This window comes from Vulcanococcus limneticus LL (genome assembly GCF_002252705.1).
Taxonomy (GTDB): domain Bacteria; phylum Cyanobacteriota; class Cyanobacteriia; order PCC-6307; family Cyanobiaceae; genus Vulcanococcus; species Vulcanococcus limneticus.
This window is the reverse complement of the sequence record NZ_NQLA01000004.1, coordinates 18884-36385: the sequence shown is the minus strand read 5'-3', so window position 1 is coordinate 36385 and position 17502 is coordinate 18884. Positions and strand designations below refer to the sequence as shown.

Genomic DNA, 17502 nt, shown 5'->3' with positions numbered 1-17502 from the left:
GCTCGGGCCGGATCCCTCCAGGGGGGGGGCGCTGAACCATCGGCCCGGTAGACCTCCGAGGCCTCCATCCAGGTTTCCCATACCCGTGGGCCCTTGGCTTCCAGGGAGCGGCCATGGTCGGGCTCACCTCTGGCTGCGGGGGCAGCTGGCCAGTTCAGGGCAATGAACTGCTGCCAGGCGAAGAGATCGGTGGCCCGCTGGGCGACATTGCGATTCGGCTGGCGCAGACCACCTTCCACATCCTGGGGGAGCTCCCAACTGAGGCGTGGCGCTTGCAAGCGAGCGCCGCAGACGGCGGGTAGCTCAGGGGCCTCCAATCGGCGCTCGCCCCGGGACTGGCCGGCCAGGGCGATGGCCCCCACAGCAGCGGTAGCACCAGGCAGCTGAGAACGATCAGCCTTCGCCACCCGGATGGGCGGAAAGGCCAGGGCTGCCTGGCTCGGTCAGGGCGGGGCGGCAGTGGCACGGGGGTGATGGTCAGGCCCTTGGGGCTGTCTCAACGGACCGAGAAGATGCTGCTGCGGCGCGGCAGTGCCTCAACGATCCCGGCAGGCACCTGGAAGGTGTTGCCGAGCACGCTGTCTGGGTTTGTGGCGATCCAGCCATCCAGATCGATGCTCTGGTAATCGCCGTCGTTGAAGACCACGAGGATGTCGACAGGCTTGGAGGAATCGTTGCGCAAGGCATGGCCATAGCCCTTGGGTACATACCCCACATCTCCCGCCACCAATTTGCTCATGCTCGCCTTGCCCTCTGAGGCGAACACACTGAGCTCCATCTCACCGTTGAGCACGTATTGCCACTCATCAGCATTGGGGTGCCAGTGGAGCTGGCGCATGGCCCCCGGTTCCAGGTGTATCAGGCCACCGGCCATGTTGAAGCTGGCTGGAAACTCCCGCGCTGTGGCCAGCCGGATGGTGCTGCCGGCCTTGGCTGCGATCGGCTTCTGACTGCCCAGCGCATAGACGTGGGAGATGGAGAGTGGCTGAATCCCCAGGCCACGTGGTTTGGTGGTGGCCAGGGGGCCGGGGGCGGGGGGGCGCCGCGAGATGTAGACCTCCTTCTTGGGGAAGCGATTCACCTGCTCGGGGCTGATGCCGAGATTCTGAGCCACCCAGGACACTGGCGTGTGTGAGATCCAGTCGGTGATGCTGAAGGTCGCGCCTTCTGAGAAGGTGCCGTCGTTGAAGACCAGCAGAAACTTGGCGTTGCCAGGGCCAAGGCCTTCGATGCTATGGCCCCAGCCCCGCGGGAAATACCACAGTCCGCCGGCATCCACGTCGGAGATTTCAACCTTCCCTTCCGGACTGGTGAGGGTGATCCGGGTTCTCCCCTCAATGACGTAGGCCCATTCAGCGGCATTGGCATGCCAGTGAAGCTCGCGAATGGCCCCGGGCTCAAGCGTCATGTAGACGCCGGCCATTCCCTTGCTCACTGGGAAGTTGTACGTTCCCACCTGCTTGGTTGTGCCTCCGTCATACAGAATGAGGGGCTTCTTGTGGAAGGGATAGCTGAAGGCCGGCAGGCCCGCACCCCAGACCACGCTGGAGAGAGACCGCCATGCTGAACTCTGCGCCAGAGCCGGGGGGGCCCAGGCGGCGAGAGCGATAACCGCCAGGGCAAGGATCGGGGCCAGGACCAGCAACCAGAGGCGCCGAACTGACGTCGGAAGCTTGATTCGTATCAACGACAACGCACTGAAACGCCGAAGGCACCTTTGAACCCTAGCGATGGACTGGGGAGAGACTCCTTGTGAAAGGATTCGACATCAGGCACGGCTTCCTATCGCCGCGCTTTGCCTCTCATTACTCCTGCCATTTCTGAGACTCATCGTCACTCCGATCCGAAGCCGGCAGGATGGGGCGCATCAGGGCATGGCCATGGGCAGCTGGACAGTGATCCTTTTCGCCTGCCTCGGCGCGGTTCTGGGGCAGAGCGGGATGTTCATCGACCTGCCCTCCCTTCCTGACCTGGCCGCCGATTTCCGGATCGGCGGCGCGGGCGCCCAGGCCACGATCGCCAGCTATGCCCTGGGGTATGGCCTCTCCCAGCTGCTCTGGGGAGCCCTCGCTGACCGCTGTGGTCGGCGTCCCGTGGCGCTGGTGGGCATGCTCCTCTTCGCCGTCGCCAGCCTCGCGCTCTGCGTCGTGACCGGGTTCGCATCCTTCCAGGCCCTGCGCCTGCTGCAGGGGGTGGGGGCCGGCTGTGGCACCTCGGTCTCGCGGGCGACCCTCCGCGACGTGTTCAGCGACCGGCGCCTCGCCCAGGCGATGTCATGGGTGAGCGTCTGCTTCGCGGGCGCCCTCGGCTTTGCCCCCTTCGTGGGGGGACAGATCGCGCAGATCGCCCCCTGGCGAGCGGACTTCCTCCTGCTGGCGGCGGTGGCGGCGGCGACGGCCGCCTTCCTGGCCATCGCCCTGCCGGAGACCCGTCCGGCCGAGGCTGGACAGCGGCCTAAGAAACCACGCCCGGCACGGATCGTCGCCGACTACGTCCGGCTGCTGGTCGATCCGCGTTTCCTGCTCCCGGCGGCCATCTGTGCGCTCGCCACCGGCATGATCGCCCTCTACGACGCGGTGAGCCCGTTCGATCTGGAGAGTGGGCTGGGGCTCAGCCGCACCGCCTTCGGCAACCTCTCCCTGAGCCTCACCGGCGCCTATCTCGTGGGCGCGATCGTCGTGAACCGCGGGGTGGTGCGGCTCGGCCAGCTCAGGCTGCTGGCTCTGGGGGCCGTCTGCGCGCTCGTGGGCCCTGTGCTGATGCTCCTCGCTGCCCTGGCGGGATGGTTCAGCGTGGCCTCCGTCCTGCTGCCGATGCTCCCCGTGGTGGTGGGTGGTGGCCTGATGATCCCCATTGGCCTGGCGATGCCGATGCAGGCGTTCCCCGAACGGGCTGGAGCCGCCTCGGCGCTCACTGGCTTCCTGCAGCAGGAGGGATCCGGTCTGTTCGTGGCCCTGGGGGCCATGCTGCCGGCCGCCCGGCTCCTGCCACTGGCGACGGCCCTGCTGGCCATCGCCCTGGTTCTGGCGCTGCTGGTGGGGGTCTACGGGAGACGCCTCCAGGAGTTGGCCGGCGCAGGGGGGCGTTGAAGTCCAGCCCGCCCCCTGGAGGCCAAGGTCATGCCAATGCCTGATCGGCCCCCCAGCGGGCGATCAGCGTGGGTCGTGGAGCTCAGCCCGGGCCAGCAGCGCTCCTTCAGGAGCGGCGCAGCCGCGACACCGACGTCGTCCTGCTGGTCGAGGACAAACCCGCTAGGGCGCCGGCTGCATGGGCGCCGTGCGCGCGGGCGGCCGTTTCAGCTGTATCGGACGGATCGGCGCCGGGCTCCCCACCCGAATCCCCAGCCTCGCCGCCTCCCCCGCCGCCAGTTCCACCACGCCATCACTGGGCTCAGCCGGTCCATAGCTGCGGCATGGGAGCCGCGGGCAGGGTGCGGCGCCGGCTTCGATCGCGATCACCTTGCCGTCGCGGATGAAGAGCATGTCGAGCGGGGAAGGGGTGCGGTGCATCCAGAACTTCACCGGTTCAGCGGGTTGGAAACGGAACCACATCCCGGTGTACGGCGCCAGCGGCGGCCGGCCCATCAGCCCCCAGGTGTACTGGCGCGGTGTGGCCGGCACCTCCAACTGGATGCAGCCATGGGGATTCGCTGAGGCACCGGCTGTGGCGGCCGCCGGTGCCTCCAAACACCACTCGGCCGTGACGGGCAGATATTGGGGTGGCCCGGCTGACGGGGGCACAGCCATGGCGAACAGCGGTGCGATCACCGGGCACCTCCGGGAGGGTGGATGGGCGGCGGCCCGTCGCTGAGGCAGTAACCCTGCCCGCGCACGGTGTGGATCAGCCGCCTTTCGCCCCCCTCCTCCAGCTTCTGGCGCAGGTAGCGCACATACACCTCGATCACGTTGCTGGCGGCCCCCTGCTGGTCGTGCCACACCTCCCGCAGGATCTGCTCGCGGCTCAGCACGGCCCCGCTGTGCTGCATCAGGTAGAGAAGCAGGGCGTACTCCCGGGCCGTGAGCGCCAGGCTGCGCTGGCCGCGCCGCACCTCGTGGCGGCTGGGCACCAGGCTCAGGTCCGCCAGGGTGAGCCGGTTGGGCGGCGGCGCGGCCTTGGCGGCCGCCTTGGCGTGCAGCCGCAGCCGCTGCAGCAGATCACTGGCCCCGTTGCTGGAGAGCCAGAAGTCGTGGGCGCCGGCACAGAGGCAGCGGGCCCGGGCCGCCACGCTGTCGCTGCCGATGTCGAGCAGCAGCACGGCGCCGGGCAGGGCCTGGTGCAGGCCAGGGATGGCGGCGACGGCATCAGCCGCCAGTACCACCAGATCGGGGGTTCCAGCGGCTGTCCAGCTGGCGGGATCCAGGGGATCGCCCAGCTGCACTGGGTAGCCGCTGGCCTCAAGCCGGGGGGCCTGGGCAATGGACGCCGCACCCAGCAGCAGCAGGGGGCTCCCTGTGGCGCCGCTCATGCCGCGCCTCCGTTGCCCGGTTTGGCCACGTGCGGTAAGCCCCAGCCCAGCTTGTTGCGCAGCACCTGGAAGAACTCGTGGTCCGCCAGGCGCACGAAGCGAACGGGGTGCTCGCTGCGGCGGATCAGCACCCGGTCTTCGGGCCAGATGTAACAGCCGGCGCTGCCATCCACCACCATCATCAGCCGCTCGGGCGTGGCGGGAAACACGGTTACCGGCTCCCGGTCGCTGAAGACCAGGGCCCGCGAGGCCAGGGAGTGGGGCGCGATCGGCGTGAGCTGCAGCACCGGGCAGTCGGGCGTGATCACCGGGCCGCCGGCGCTGAGGGCGTAGGCGGTGGAGCCGGTGGGGGTCGAGAGGATCACGCCGTCGGCGGCGATGTCCACGGGGGCGTGGCGGCCGATGGCGATTTCGAAGTGGCACATCGAGGTGAGCGGCTCGCGGTGCAGCGCCATCTCGTTGAGGCAGAGCACCTCCCAGCGCCGCTGCTCGCCTCGCAGCACGCTCACCACCAGCATGGTGCGCTCCTCCACCGTCCATTCGCCTGCGATCACCTGCTCGAGGGCCGCGTCGAGCTTGGGCAGGTAGGTCTCGGCCAGGAAGCCCAGGTGGCCTGTGTTGATCGTGAGGATCGGCACGTCAATCGGCGCCGTCTGGCGGGCGGCCGAGAGCACGGTGCCGTCGCCGCCGAGCACCAGCGCCAGCTCCATGCCGCGCCGGAAACTCGCCGGCACGCAGGCGGTGTGCCCCAGGGTGCGCAGGTGCTGGTCGGGGTTGGCGAAGCCCACCATGCCGCCGGCGCTGCTCACCCGCATCACCTCGTAGCCGGCCTGAACGAAGCGGTCTTCGATGGCGTCGGCTGTTCTGAGGGCCAGGTCCTTGCCATCATTCACGATCAGTCCAACGCAGGGCACCGATCGCGGGCGGGGGGCTGAAGGAGTTTATGAGGGGCCCCGTACGGCCTGGCGGGCCAGGCTTCAGAACTGTTCGAGGAAGCGCAGATCGCTGGTGAACAGGCGGCGGATGTCGTCGATGCCGTGGCGCACCATGCAGAAGCGCTCCACCCCCAGCCCGGCGGCAAAGCCGCTGTAGCGGGTGGGGTCGATGCCGAGGCCCTCCAGCACCGCCGGATCGACCATGCCGCAGCCCATCACCTCCAGCCAGCGGCCGCGCCACTGCACGTCCACCTCGGCGCTGGGCTCGGTGAAAGGGAAGTAGCTGGCACGGAAGCGCACCGGCAGATCCCCGAAGAACTGCTGCAGGAAGGCCGTCACGGTGCCGCGCAGGTGGCTGAAATCCAGTCCTTCATCGATGGCCAGCACCTCCACCTGGTGGAACACCGGCGAGTGGGTGGCATCCACCGCGTCGCGGCGATACACCCTGCCCGGGGCCACGATCCGCACCGGTGGGGGGTTGTTCTCCAGATGGCGGATCTGCACCGGCGAGGTGTGGGTGCGCAACAGCTCGTGCTCCGAGAGATAGAAGGTGTCCTGCATGTCCCTCGCCGGGTGGTGGGGCGGGATGTTCAGGGCGGTGAAGTTGTAGTGGTCGGTCTCGATCTCGGGGCCCTCCTCCACCCGGTAACCCAGGCCCGCGAAGATGTCCACGATCTCCTCGATCGTGCTGATCAGGGGGTGGCGATGGCCGGCCGGGATCGTGCTGGCCGGCATGGTCACATCGAGGGATTCCGCGGCGATCCGCTCCGCCAGCGCCGCCGACTTCACCCACGCCAGACGCTCCGCCAGCAGTCCTTGCACCTGCTCCTTGAGCACGTTGGCCCGTTGGCCCACCAGCGGCCGCTCCTCGCCGGGCAGCTTGCCCATGGCGCCGAGCACCCCCGAGAGCTTGCCCTTCTTGCCCAGCAGGCCGACCCGCAGCTCCTCCAGATCAGCGGCGCTGGCGGCAGCGGCGATGGCGGCGGCGGCCTGCGCTTCCAGCTGATCGAGCTGGTCAGTGAGCTGCTGCAGGCTGACGGTGGCGCTCACGGCGGGAACACGGCGACCGCCGACTCTAGGCAGCGGCGCCTGGCTGCCCTGTCCTGCTGGCTGCCCCTGCCCCGCTGGCGCGCCGACCCGCTGGCGGCGCCACTCGCCCATGGCACGGACGACACGCGCTGCCCACGGGGGCTCCCCCTAGCTTGCGGCCAGTGCACCTCGCCTGGCGCCGATGGTTCCCCTGCGCATCCTGATCAGCAACGACGACGGGGTGTTCGCGGCCGGCATCCAGGCCCTGGCGGCCGAGGCCGCCCGCCGCGGCCATGCCGTGACGGTGGTCTGCCCGGACCAGGAGCGCTCCGCCACCGGCCATGGCCTCACCCTGCAGACCCCGCTGCGGGCCGAGCGGGCCGACGCCCTGTTCGCCGAGGGGGTGACGGCCTGGGCCTGCAGCGGCACCCCCAGCGACTGCGTCAAGCTCGCCCTGTTCTCGCTGCTGGAGGCCCCGCCGGACCTGGTGCTCTCGGGCATCAATCACGGCCCCAACCTGGGCAGCGATGTGTTCTATTCCGGCACGGTGTCGGCGGCGATGGAGGGCACCCTGGAGGGGCTGCCTTCCCTGGCGGTGAGCAGCGGCTGCTTCCAGTGGCGTGACTTCGCCCCCGCGGCCGTGATCGCCCTCGACCTGGCCGAGCGCAGCCTGGCCGCCGGCTGGCCCGAGGGGCTGCTGCTGAACCTCAACGTGCCGGCCCTGCCGGCAGGAGAGATCGGTCCGCCCCGTTGGTGCCGCCCCGGCCTGCGCCGCTACGTGGATCAGTTCGATCGCCGCAGCGACCCCCGCGGCCGTACTTACTACTGGCTGGCCGGCGAGGTGGTGACCGATCTGGAATCCGCCGGAGCCGGTCCGCTTGAGTGGCCCACGGACGTCGCTCAGGTGCATGCAGGCGGAGCGGCGGTTACGCCCCTGCAGCCGGAGCTGTTCTGGCGCGGGGGCCTGAAGCAGCTGCCCGACCTGGGCTGACTGGTCGCCGCGTCAGCGGGGCCGATACATGCGCTGCAGCAGCCACAGGCTGATCACCAGACCGATCAGGTGGGCGAACAGCACCTGGGTGTTGCCCAGCACCGAGAACATCTCGATCGACGTGATCGGCAGGCCCACCACACGGCCCTGGGTTCCGGCCGGCATCTGGATCTGGGCCCCGAAGAACCCCGGCACCTGCTGGGAGGCCTGTACGAACAGGCTGCCCGCCAGCGACTGGTAGCCGAGCACGGCCAGCACCAGGCCGCCCAGGTCGGCCAGCAGCCCCCGCTTGATCAGCCGGGCCGTCTCCCCCTTGCTGGGCCGCACCGGGCTGTTCAGGGCCCGGCCGCAGCGCACGATCAGCCAGCTCTGCCACAGGCACCAGAGCAGCACCAGAAACGACAGGGTGGTGAGCGAGATCCCGGGCCCCAGGCCAAGGGCGCGGGAGGAATTGGCCGCCAGGCGCCCACCGATGTTGTTGAACACCAGCACCCCCACCACCACCACCGCCAGCACCACCTGGGTCCAGAAGCGGATCCAGCCCATGCGGCGCAGGGCGGCGGAGATCAGCTGCAGGTCCAGGCGGTCGGCCATCGGGAAAAGAGGAGAGAGGCGCCGGGGCGCGGCGGGGCGGGCCCCAAACTTGCCATGGGAGGATCGCCCCGGCGAGGGCGACGGTTGCGACGCACGGTGATCAGGACGGCACTCTCCCCACGGCAGCAGGCCAAGGCCCAGGTCCAGGCCCAGGTCCAGGGATGGCGCGGGGATGACCGGGCCGGCGGCATCGTTTCCGGAAGTCCGAGCCCCGGCCGCTGGCTTCCCCTGACCCCGGGGGCGCTTTGATTCCGCTGCGCGCGCCCGAGGAGGCCCAGCGGCCCACCGCCGTGGCCCTCGGCAGCTTCGATGGCCTGCACGCGGGGCACCGCCGGGTCATCGCGGCTGTGGCTGGGAGCGATGGCCCAGGGCAGCGGGGCCACGGTATGGAGCCAGGGGGCGAGCTGGTGCCCACGGTGGTCAGCTTCTGGCCCCATCCCCGCGAGGTGCTGTTCGGCGACACCCGCCTGCGGCTCGACATGCCCTCCGAGAAACTGGAGCTGCTGGAGCCCCTGGGCATCCGCCAGTTGGTGCTGGTGCCGTTCACCCCCCAGCTGGCTGCCCTAAGCCCGGAGGCCTTCGTGACCGAGGTGCTCGTGGGCCAGCTCCAGGCCGGCCTGGTGGCGGTGGGGGAGAACTTCCGCTTCGGCGCCGGCCGCAGCGGCGACACGGCCCTGCTGCAGGAGCTCGGGGCGCGCCACGGCCTTGAGGTGCAGGTGCTGCCGACCCTGCGCGACGGCGAGGGACGGCTGAGCAGCAGCCGGATCCGCCGGGCCCTGGCGGCCGGGGATCTGGCGGCGGCCGAGGCCCTGCTGCAGCGTCCGTACCGCTTCGGCGGCCGTGTGGTGCGGGGCCGGGGCCTGGGCCGCGAACTGGGCTGGCCGACCGCCAACCTCCAGGTGGATGGCCGCAAGCTTCTCCCCCTGGAGGGGGTCTACGCCGCCTGGGCCCGCGTCAACGGCGGCGAACCGCTGGCGGCGGTGATGAACCTGGGCCCCCAGCCCACCGTGGATCCCACCGCCCCCTCCGCCCTGGAGGTGCACCTGCTGGGGCAGCAGCTCGAGCTGGAGGGCAGTGAGCTGAGCGTGCAGCCGGTGGCGCTGCTGCGCCGCCAGCAGAAGTTTGGGAGCCTGGAGGCCCTCTGTGCCCAGATCGCCGCCGATGCCCAGCGGGCCGGCGAACTGCTGGCGGCAAGGTCTCCGGAGGCCGGAAGTTTGCCCATGGTCGCCTCCGCAGCTGGCACCGCAGGGGACATTCAGCCAGCCGGGTAGGCGTTGGTCAGACCCCAGCCGATGAAGGCGGCGATGCCGCCCAGCAGCAGAATCCCGGAGATCAGCACCAGCATCGGGCTGTCGGATCCGCCCTGGTCCATCGCTTCAGGCCTGTCGTTGGTTGGCGCCACCCTAGGCACGCTGTCGCCCCCTGCCGTTCCCCGATCCCCCCGCCCGTGACGATGCCCACCCCGTCCTCCGCCAGTGCCGCCGGCCCGGATCCCCAGGCGTCGGCCCCGCCGACGCCCGCAGCACAGCAAGCTCCAGAGCCTCCGGCCCTGGAGCGCCGCGCCGTGGAGCGCCTGCTCGACGCCAACCTCGATCGGGCCCGGGAGGGCCTGCGGGTGATCGAGGACTGGTGCCGCTTTGGGCTCGACCGGGCTGATCTGGTGGCGCGCACCAAGGACATGCGCCAGCGACTGGGGCGTTGCCACCGCAAGGCCTACAAGCTGGCCCGCCACACCGCCACGGATGTGGGCGCTGGCCTGAGCCATCCCGCCCAGGCGGAGCGCACGGCCGCCGCCGCCGTGGTGGCCGCCAACTGCGGGCGGGTGCAGGAGGCCCTGCGGGTCCTGGAAGAATTCGGCCGCGACCCCGACCCTGGGTTGGCCGCCGAGGCCGCTGCGATCCGGTATGCGCTCTACGACCTGGAGGTGGAGCTGCTGCGGGCCGCCGCCGGCCCCGGATGGCGTCAGGCGCTGCTGCAGCGCTGCCGGCTCTATCTGGTCACCAGCCCGGGGCCCGGCCTGGAGGCCACGGTGGGGCGGGCCCTGGAGGGCGGCGTGCGGCTGGTGCAGTACCGGGCCAAGGAGGGAGGCACCGGCAGCGACGGCCAGCCCCTCACCGACCAGCAGCGCCTGCTGGAAGCCCGAGCCCTGCGCCAGCTCTGCGCCCGCCATGGCGCCCTGTTCCTGGTGAACGACCGCATCGACCTGGCCCTGGCGGTGGATGCCGATGGGGTGCATCTGGGCCAGGGGGACCTGCCCCCCGCCATCGCCCGCCAGCTGCTGGGGCCCGAGCGCCTGATCGGCCGCAGCACCCATGCCGTCACCCAGCTGCGCCAGGCCGTGGCCGATGGCTGCGACTACGTGGGTGTGGGACCGGTGAATGCCACCCCCACCAAGCCGGGCCGGGAGCCGGTGGGGCTCGACTACGTGCGCCAGGCCGCCGCTGAGAGCCCGATTCCCTTCTTCGCGATCGGCGGCATCGAGGCCGCGAACCTGCCGGCCGTCCAGACTGCGGGGGCCAGCCGGGTGGCAGTCGTGCGGGCCATCACCGGCGCCGCCGATCCCCGGGCTGCGGCTGCCGAGCTGGTGGCGTTGCTGGGCTGCGGGGCGGTGCCCAACCCGGCCACCAGCACGGAGGCCAGCCGATGAGCAGCCCCGACGCCCCCGACGCCGCGGCCACCATCACGGTGCGGCTCAACGGCGAGGAGCGCCGCTGTCCGGCTGGGCTGAACCTGCAGGAGCTCCTGGAGCACGTCGGCTACCGGCCCCAGCTGGTGGTGGTGGAGTTCAACGGCGAGATCCTGCCCCGCTCCCGCTGGCTCGCGCAGCCGGTTCGGGAAGCCGACAACCTCGAGGTGGTCACCATCGTGGGAGGCGGTTCCTAGATTCCAGCGATCCCCGGGTCACGGCCTTGTCCCCCAACCGTCCGCCCCTGCTGCTCACCCTGCGGCTCCGCCGTGTCTGCAGCCTGCTCCTCGTGCCGGCCTTTCTGGCGGTACTGCTGGCGGTGCCCGAGCCCAGCTGGGCGGCCAGCGGAGGTCGCATCGGCGGCGGCAGCTTCCGCTCCGCACCCTCGGTGCCGCGCAGCTACGGGGGCGGCGGCTATCGGGGTGGCTACGGCGGCGGCGTCCAGCGCGGCTACGGCGGCGGCATCGGCTTCCCCTTCATCGTGCCCTTCTTCGGCTTCGGCGGCGGCGGCCTGTTCGGCTTCCTGATCCTGATGGCCGTGGTGGGGGTGGTGGTCAACGCCCTGCGCGGCGGTGGCGGCTCCCTGGCGGCCGGTGAGGGCGGTGGCCAGATCCGCCCCAGCCGGCCCGACGGACCCGTGTCGATCACCCAGCTTCAGGTGGGTCTGCTGGCTTCGGCCCGGGAGCTTCAGGACGACCTGCGCAGCCTGGCCACCAGCGCCGACACGTCCAGCAGCACGGGCCTGCAGCGTGTGCTGCAGGACACCACCCTGGCCCTGCTGCGCCACCCCGACCTCTGGGTGTACGCCAATGCCGAGGTGGGTGAGGTGCCCTTCGTGGCGGCTGAATCCACCTTCAACCGCCTCTCGATGACGGAGCGCAGCAAGCTGCGCAGCGAACTCACCACCAACGTGGGCGGCCGCCGCTCAGCAGCTTCGGCCGCTGCGGTGGGCGCCGCCGATGCCACCAGCGACTTCCTCGCCGTGACCCTGCTGGTCGCCAGCCGCCGCCGCCTGCCCCTCAAGCCCGTGAGCGGCTCTGAAGAGCTGCGCGAGGCCCTGCGGCTGGTGGGTTCGGTTCCCTCCGACGACCTGCTGGCCCTGGAGGTGATCTGGCAGCCCGATGGCGCCGGTGAGGTGCTCAGCACCGAGGAGCTGATCACGGCCTATCCGGATCTGAAGCACCTCTGAGCAGCTGCCGGGCTTCCAGCGTGCTGATCGGCCTGGCAGCACGCACTGACGCGGATCCGCCGGGCGGCCGCACTTTTGCCATAGCTGCTGTTGCGAATCCTTCGCATTTCCTTTGGATTTGCAGCTCCGGGTGGCGCCATTGAAGAACTTAAGAAACTCTTCGGGCTCAAGGTGTTCGTGAGGGTTCACTCAAACGCTTGCGTCTGTTTATGGTGACGGATCCATTCGCTGGCCGGCTTAGTGAGGCAGTCCGTTCGCAAACCTGAGCCCCGTTCCATGAAGTGGCAGGCGAACGGCGAGCTGGCCGGCAGTGACCTCTTTGCCTTGGTCTGTGAGCTGGAGCGGGTGGAAACCGAGGAGCGCCGCCATGAGCTCTGGCGCCTCGGCCACCGCTACCCCCAGGGCTGACTGAGCGCCGAGGCCGCTGCCGGTGGGGTTGCCGGGCCCTGATACGGGCCGCACACTGCGGACCAGCTGATCCCTACCCCATGGCCCCGCGCTCGCCCCAGTGGGTGAACACGCCGGTTCTACTGGAGGCCCTGGAGCGCTACGAACAGGGCCGGCTCTCCTACCCGATGGCGCTGTGGCTGCTCCAGCTTCTGGAGCTCGATGGGCCTGATCCAGCGGCGCGATCTGCAGAAGCGCCAGCCCGATCGCTCAGGTCCCGCTGCGGCCAGGGTCATGGTGGCTCGGGCCACTCCTGAGGATCCGCAGGGCCGCCATGGCGGCGCCATAGCCGTTGTCGATATTCACCACGGTGAGGCCCGGAGCGCAGCTGGCCAGCATCCCGTGCAGGGCCGCTGTGCCGCCGGCGCTGACGCCGTAGCCCACGCTCACCGGCACGCCGATCACCGGCTGGGGTGCCAGGCCGGCCAGCACCGTGGGCAGGGCCCCCTCCATGCCGGCGCAGGCGATCAGCACCCGTGCCTGGGCCAGGCTCTCCAGCTCCCCCAGTAGCCGGTGCAGCCCCGCGACCCCCACGTCGACCAGCAGCCGGGTGGCCACGCCGTGGGCCTGGAGCGCCAGCTCCGCCTCCTGCGCCACCGCTAGGTCGCTGGTGCCGCCGCAGAGCACCGCCACCTGGCCCAGGCCTGGATCTGGGCGGGGCAGCTCCCCCCAGATGAGGCAGCGGGACTGGCGGTGGTGCTCCAGCCGCGCGCGCCCATCGCCGAGCAGCTGCGCCACGGTCTCCGCCTTGGCCGCGTCCACCCGGGTCACCAGGCCCAGCTCGCCGGCCGCCTCCAGCTGTTTCAGGATCGCCGCGATCTGCTCGGCGCTCTTGTTCTCGCCCCAGACAGCCTCCACCATGCCGATCCGGCGGCGGCGGTCCAGGTCGAGCCGGGCGTGGGGGGGGCTGGCAGGGGAGGTGTTCCCGGCCTGGGCAGGGGGACCGGCGTGGAGGGTCTCAGCCGCGGGGAGAGTCCCGGGTTCAAAGGGGGTGGAGTTCACCTTCAAACACCAGCGGGAAGGGGTTGCCCTGGGGCATCCCCATGGCCTGGCGGGCGAGCGCCTCGAAGCGGTTCTGCACCTGGGCCACCGCTGCGGGGGGGATCGCCTCCCACTGCTCGCGGCTGGCCCAGTGGATCAACAGGGTGCCCTCCTCGCGCTTGGGGTCCCAGAGCAGCTGGCGTTCCAAAAAGCCCGGCTGTTGGGCCAGCCAGGGCTCCCAGCTGCTCCGCTCCGCCTGCAGCCAGGCCTCGACGCCGGCCGCGGGGACCTTGAGCCGTAGGTGCTCCACCACCACAACGTCGTAGCCGGATGGGGCGGTGGCGGCCATGGCGGGTGCGGGACGGAACAGGCCCATGGCCATCGAGCCCGGGGCCAACTTGACGGTGGCCAGCGAGCCCGTGGCCATCGCAACGGGTGGCACCAGGGCCGGTGCGATCAGCAGCAGAGCCGCCAGGAGCAGCCCCCCCAGCCGCCGCGCCAACGGGCTGGTCGTGGTCGGGGAGCAGGGCTCGGCCATGGCCCCATTCTGGAGCGCGGCCGACTGTTTCAGGGGCGGTGCAGCAGCGCCACCGCGTGGCAGGAGATGCCCTCCTCGCGGCCCTCGGCACCGAGCTGTTCATTGGTGGTGGCCTTGACGCCCACCTGATCGGGATCCAGGCCCATCCGCTGGGCGATGGCGGCCCGCATGGCTGCGATGTGGGGCTTGAGCTTGGGACGCTCGGCCACCACCACTGAGTCCACGTTGGTGATGCTCCAGCCCCGCTCGGCCACCAGGGCCACCACCTGCTCCAGCAGCACCAGGCTGTCGGCCCCCTTCCACCGCGGGTCGTCCGGGGGGAAGTACTTGCCGATGTCGCCCAGGGACAGGGCGCCCAGCAGGGCATCCATGATCGCGTGCACCAGCACGTCGGCATCGCTGTGGCCATCGAGGCCGAGGCCCTCGGGGTGGTCCAGTTGCTGGCCCCCCAGGATCAGCGGCCGCCCCGGCACCAGGCGGTGAATGTCGTAGCCGTTGCCGATGCGCAGTTGCATGGCACTCACTCTGCCGCCTGCTGGCTGAGCCAGCAGGCGTAGAGGTCGGGCCGGCGCTCGCGGGTGCGCTGCTCCTGCTGCTCGGCGCGCCAGCGGGAGATGGCGCCATGGTCGCCGCTGCGCAACACGGCCGGCACCTCCATCTCCCGGAAGCAGGCGGGGCGGGTGTAGTGGGGGTGCTCCAGCAGCAGGGCACTGTGGCTCTCCTCCTCCAGGCAGGCCTCGGTGCCCACGGTGCCCGGCAGCAGTCGCACGACGCCGTTGATGATCGTCATGGCGGGCAGCTCTCCACCGGTGAGAACGAAGTCGCCGATCGAAACTTCTTCATCGGCGAGGCAGCGGATGCGCTCATCGAAGCCCTCGTAGTGGCCGCAGAGGAATACCAGCTGGTCGTAGCTGCTGGCCCAGCGGCGCAGATCGGCCTGGCGCAGCGGCTGGCCCTGGGGGCTCATCAGCAGCACCCGCCGCCGCGGCAGCACGGGGATCGCCTCCACGGCCGCGAACACGGGCTCGGGCTTGAGCACCATGCCGGCGCCGCCGCCATAGGGCTCATCGTCGACCTTTCGGTAGCGGTCGCTGGCGTAATCACGCGGGTTATGGAGGTGCAGCTCGGCGCGACCCGCCGCGAAGGCCCGGCCGATCACCCCCAGCCCCCGCAGGGGAGCGAAGGCTTCCGGGGCAAGGCTCACGACGTCGAGGCGCATGGCGTCAGGTGTCGGCGCCCGGGGCCTGGGTGGGGGCGGGGCGCTGCACCCGGCGGATCTCGGAGCTGAAGCTGGCCCGCCCCGGAGCTCCGCCCCTGGGTTGGTCCACGGTGCTGCGCAGCCGCAGGTTGGGCTTGGTGAACCAGATCCGCTCGCGCAGCTCCCGCTCGTCCGTCTCGATCACCAGCTCCAGGCTGCCGTCGGGCCAGAGGGTCCAGTGGCCGCCGCGGCCGTCCACCCGCTCAGCCTGGAAGCGGCCGTCAGCGTTGAAGTGCAGGGCGCTGCGGCGGCCGGGCTGGTCCTTGCTGGTCACCGCCAGGCCGCCGACGTCACCGTGCTCACCCCCGGGGAGCAGTTCGATCAGCAGCTCACCCCGCTCGCTGGCGTGCCAGCTGTCGTCGTCGCCCACGGCCTCCAGATCGAAGCGGCTGCGCAGGCTCATCCACTCGCCGGCGCAGCACTGCAGGAAGGCTGGCAGGTCAGCTGGGGGAAAGGGAAGCTCGGCCGGGGCAGCGCTGGGGGCGGCGGTCACGGGCAGGGGCGCGCGCGGAGACGGGGGGCGCGATCGGTCCATCCTCTCAGCCGGGGGTCAGTCGCCCCGGTAGCCCAGTTCCGCCAGGCGGCTGGGGTTGCGGCGCCAGTTGGGCACCACCTTCACGAACAGCTCCAGATACACCGGCCCATCGATCAGCTTCTGCATCTGCAGCCGGGCGCCCTTGCCGATCTCCCGCAACATCTGGCCGCCCTTGCCGATCAGGATCCCCTTCTGGCTGCTGCGCTCCACCAGCACCGTGGCCAGCACCGCCGTGCGCGGCCCGTCCTCCACGATCCGCTCGATCTGGACGGCCACCGAGTGGGGCACTTCCTCGCGGGTGTGGGTCAGTACCTGCTCGCGAATCAGCTCGGCCAGCAGTAGCTGCTCCGGCTGGTCGCTCACCGCCTCGGGGGGGTAGAGGTGCGGCCCCTCGGGCAGATCGGCCGCCAGCGCTGCCACCAGTGCCTCGGTGCCCTCGCCGGTGAGTGCGCTCACCGGGTGCAGGGGCCAGGCCAGTGCGGCGCCGGCGTGGGATGTCGCGTCGCCGGTCTCGGTGGAGGAGGTTTCCCGGTCAGGGCCGGCCAGCAGGGCGCGGTAGCTGGCGGCCAGCTCCTCGGCCCGCTCGGGATCCACCAGGTCGTGCTTGTTCAGGGCCACGTGCACCGGAACCCGGCTGTGGCGCAGCAGCTCCACGATGAAGCCGTCGCCGCGGCCGGCTGGCTGGCTGCCGTCCACGAGCAGCAGCACCACATCCACCTCGCCGATGGCGCCGCGGGCGCTCTGGACCAGCCGCTGACCCAGCAGGTGGTGGGGCTTGTGGATGCCGGGCGTGTCCACCAGCACCAGCTGGGCCTCAGGGGTGGTGAGGATTGCCCGCAGCCGGTTGCGGGTGGTCTGGGCGATGGGGGAGGTGATCGCCACCTTCTCGCCCACCAGCTGGTTGAGCAGGGTGGATTTGCCCACATTGGGACGGCCCACCAGCGCTACGAAGCCGGAACGGAAGCCCGCGGGGCTCAGTCCCAGCCCCAGGCCGCCTCCGCTGGGGGGGGCAGGGATCGGCAGCAGGGTGCCGGTCACCCCCTCGTCTGACCAGGCCTCGCCGGGGTGCCCTTCGGTGGGTGGGGATGCGGCGGGCCGTGCGGCGCCGGGCATGGGGCGGCGCTTCGTGCTGGGGGGCAGCGGCTCGCTCGGGTGACTTGGCTCCATAACCTCAACACTGACAGTTCGCCGGCCCGATCTCTGCGGCCGTCCTTGCGCCATGACCGATGCCACCGGCTCCTCCGCCCTGCTTGAGCCCACCTTCCAGCAGGCCCTCGAGATCACGGCCCAGTGGCTGGGCCTGTGGGAGGGCGGTGAACTGAGCGACGAGGTTCTGGCAGATCGCGTCGGTGAGCTGGTGCTGAGCCGCGACGGCGCCCGCGGCTTCTTCGTGGTGGCCCTGGCCGGCGACTGCCCGCTGATGGACCGGCTGCCCGATCCGGTGGCGCTGGCCCTGCGCGGCGCCGGCGAGGGCGTGGTTGACCTCAGTGCCCGCAACCTGGCGATGAGCACGGCCATGGCCCTGCACCACTGCCGCAATGGTGATGGCAGTCAGCAGGCGGGCTCGGAGCGGGTGCAGCTGCGCTGCACCGAGCTGCTGCGGCTGCTGGAGCCTGCGCAGGTGAAGGCGCGGCTGGAGACCCTGCTGGCGGCCACCTCTGGCCAGGGCGAGGACGTGGCCTTCCTGGAGCGCTGGGGCTACGACGCCGAGCAGCGGGCGGCCATCGCCGAGGCGGTGCTGGCGGTGGCGCAGGGCTGAGGGCCAGACTTCGAACGAGGTGCAGGTGCAGACCATAAAAAAGCACCCCCGATGTGGGGGGTGCAGGGTGCGGGGACATGGTCTGTAAGCAGCTG

At 70.9% G+C, this 17502-nt stretch carries 21 protein-coding genes; 9 read left to right on the top strand and 12 right to left on the bottom strand.

Going from position 1 to position 17502, the window contains the following annotated elements; genetic code table 11:
• Positions 1-496: 496 nt before the first annotated feature.
• Entirely contained in the window at positions 497-1645 is a 1149-nt protein-coding gene (locus CJZ98_RS03445; protein ID WP_094588383.1) for a cupin domain-containing protein, read from the bottom strand.
• Positions 1646-1880: 235 nt separating this feature from the next.
• On the opposite strand from CJZ98_RS03445, the gene CJZ98_RS03440 reads away from it, so the two are divergent.
• Entirely contained in the window at positions 1881-3089 is a 1209-nt protein-coding gene (locus tag CJZ98_RS03440) for an MFS transporter (protein ID WP_157910847.1), read from the top strand.
• 162 nt (positions 3090-3251) lie between these two features.
• Here CJZ98_RS03440 and CJZ98_RS03435 read toward each other — a convergent pair whose 3' ends face one another.
• The 4 genes from CJZ98_RS03435 to pheS form a co-directional block, all read right to left on the bottom strand.
• Positions 3252-3746 (bottom strand): DUF192 domain-containing protein, encoded by a 495-nt coding sequence (locus CJZ98_RS03435; RefSeq protein ID WP_094588620.1) that lies wholly within the window; start codon positions 3744-3746, stop codon positions 3252-3254.
• Positions 3747-3763: 17 nt separating this feature from the next.
• Entirely contained in the window at positions 3764-4465 is a 702-nt protein-coding gene (locus CJZ98_RS03430) for a winged helix-turn-helix domain-containing protein (RefSeq protein WP_094588379.1), read from the bottom strand.
• Entirely contained in the window at positions 4462-5379 is a 918-nt protein-coding gene (locus tag CJZ98_RS03425; protein ID WP_094588377.1) for an NAD(+) kinase, read from the bottom strand. Before CJZ98_RS03425 ends, CJZ98_RS03430 begins: the two co-directional genes overlap by 4 nt.
• Positions 5380-5442: 63 nt before the next feature.
• Positions 5443-6450 carry a phenylalanine--tRNA ligase subunit alpha gene (gene pheS / locus CJZ98_RS03420; protein WP_094588375.1) on the bottom strand — a complete coding sequence of 336 codons (1008 nt, stop codon included), beginning with the start codon at positions 6448-6450 and terminating at the stop codon, positions 5443-5445.
• 181 nt (positions 6451-6631) lie between these two features.
• Here pheS and surE point away from each other — a divergent pair, with 181 nt between their 5' ends.
• On the top strand, positions 6632-7420 hold the full coding sequence (gene surE / locus CJZ98_RS03415) for a 5'/3'-nucleotidase SurE (protein WP_094588373.1): 789 nt from the start codon (positions 6632-6634) through the stop codon (positions 7418-7420).
• A gap of 12 nt (positions 7421-7432) precedes the next feature.
• On the opposite strand, the gene CJZ98_RS03410 is transcribed toward surE, so the two are convergent.
• On the bottom strand, positions 7433-8014 hold the full coding sequence (locus CJZ98_RS03410; protein WP_094588371.1) for a DUF3611 family protein: 582 nt from the start codon (positions 8012-8014) through the stop codon (positions 7433-7435).
• A 245-nt stretch (positions 8015-8259) separates the two neighbouring features.
• Here CJZ98_RS03410 and CJZ98_RS03405 point away from each other — a divergent pair, with 245 nt between their 5' ends.
• The 6 genes from CJZ98_RS03405 to CJZ98_RS17935 all read left to right on the top strand — a co-directional run bounded on the left by CJZ98_RS03405 (position 8260) and on the right by CJZ98_RS17935 (position 12593).
• On the top strand, positions 8260-9285 hold the full coding sequence (locus CJZ98_RS03405) for a bifunctional riboflavin kinase/FAD synthetase (RefSeq protein ID WP_094588369.1): 1026 nt from the start codon (positions 8260-8262) through the stop codon (positions 9283-9285).
• A gap of 182 nt (positions 9286-9467) precedes the next feature.
• On the top strand, positions 9468-10661 hold the full coding sequence (locus CJZ98_RS03400; RefSeq protein WP_094588367.1) for a thiamine phosphate synthase: 1194 nt from the start codon (positions 9468-9470) through the stop codon (positions 10659-10661).
• On the top strand, positions 10658-10897 hold the full coding sequence (gene thiS / locus CJZ98_RS03395) for a sulfur carrier protein ThiS (RefSeq protein ID WP_094588365.1): 240 nt from the start codon (positions 10658-10660) through the stop codon (positions 10895-10897). The genes CJZ98_RS03400 and thiS overlap by 4 nt, the downstream gene beginning before the upstream one ends.
• Positions 10898-10923: 26 nt before the next feature.
• On the top strand, positions 10924-11889 hold the full coding sequence (locus CJZ98_RS03390) for a DUF1517 domain-containing protein (RefSeq protein ID WP_094588363.1): 966 nt from the start codon (positions 10924-10926) through the stop codon (positions 11887-11889).
• A gap of 276 nt (positions 11890-12165) precedes the next feature.
• A complete protein-coding gene (locus CJZ98_RS19310) occupies positions 12166-12297 on the top strand; it encodes a hypothetical protein (protein WP_255082178.1) in 132 nt (43 codons plus the stop codon).
• A gap of 80 nt (positions 12298-12377) precedes the next feature.
• A complete protein-coding gene (locus CJZ98_RS17935; protein ID WP_108723276.1) occupies positions 12378-12593 on the top strand; it encodes a hypothetical protein in 216 nt (71 codons plus the stop codon).
• Here the strand turns inward: CJZ98_RS17935 and larB are convergent.
• The 6 genes from larB to era form a co-directional block, all read right to left on the bottom strand.
• The gene (gene larB / locus CJZ98_RS03380) at positions 12547-13197 is read right to left on the bottom strand and encodes a nickel pincer cofactor biosynthesis protein LarB (RefSeq protein ID WP_094588619.1); all 651 of its coding nucleotides are present in this window, start codon (positions 13195-13197) and stop codon (positions 12547-12549) included. The two genes, CJZ98_RS17935 and larB, sit on opposite strands and share 47 nt — an antisense overlap.
• Positions 13198-13318: 121 nt before the next feature.
• Positions 13319-13699 (bottom strand): TIGR03792 family protein, encoded by a 381-nt coding sequence (locus CJZ98_RS03375; RefSeq protein WP_232756181.1) that lies wholly within the window; start codon positions 13697-13699, stop codon positions 13319-13321.
• A 185-nt stretch (positions 13700-13884) separates the two neighbouring features.
• Positions 13885-14370, bottom strand: a complete 486-nt coding sequence (gene ispF / locus CJZ98_RS03370) for a 2-C-methyl-D-erythritol 2,4-cyclodiphosphate synthase (RefSeq protein ID WP_094588361.1) — start codon at positions 14368-14370, stop codon at positions 13885-13887.
• A gap of 5 nt (positions 14371-14375) precedes the next feature.
• Positions 14376-15074, bottom strand: coding sequence for a tRNA (guanosine(37)-N1)-methyltransferase TrmD (gene trmD / locus CJZ98_RS03365; protein WP_094588359.1), 699 nt, complete (start codon positions 15072-15074; stop codon positions 14376-14378).
• 4 nt (positions 15075-15078) lie between these two features.
• Positions 15079-15606: a phycobiliprotein lyase gene (locus CJZ98_RS03360; RefSeq protein ID WP_232756158.1), complete on the bottom strand. Its 528-nt coding sequence runs from the start codon at positions 15604-15606 to the stop codon at positions 15079-15081.
• Between the two features lie 57 nt (positions 15607-15663).
• Complete coding sequence (era, locus tag CJZ98_RS03355) at positions 15664-16761, bottom strand: GTPase Era (protein WP_094588355.1); 1098 nt, start codon at positions 16759-16761, stop codon at positions 15664-15666.
• Positions 16762-16867: 106 nt separating this feature from the next.
• Between era and CJZ98_RS03350 the strand changes: the two genes are divergently transcribed.
• On the top strand, positions 16868-17407 hold the full coding sequence (locus CJZ98_RS03350) for a hypothetical protein (protein WP_094588353.1): 540 nt from the start codon (positions 16868-16870) through the stop codon (positions 17405-17407).
• The last annotated feature ends 95 nt before the right edge of the window (positions 17408-17502 follow it).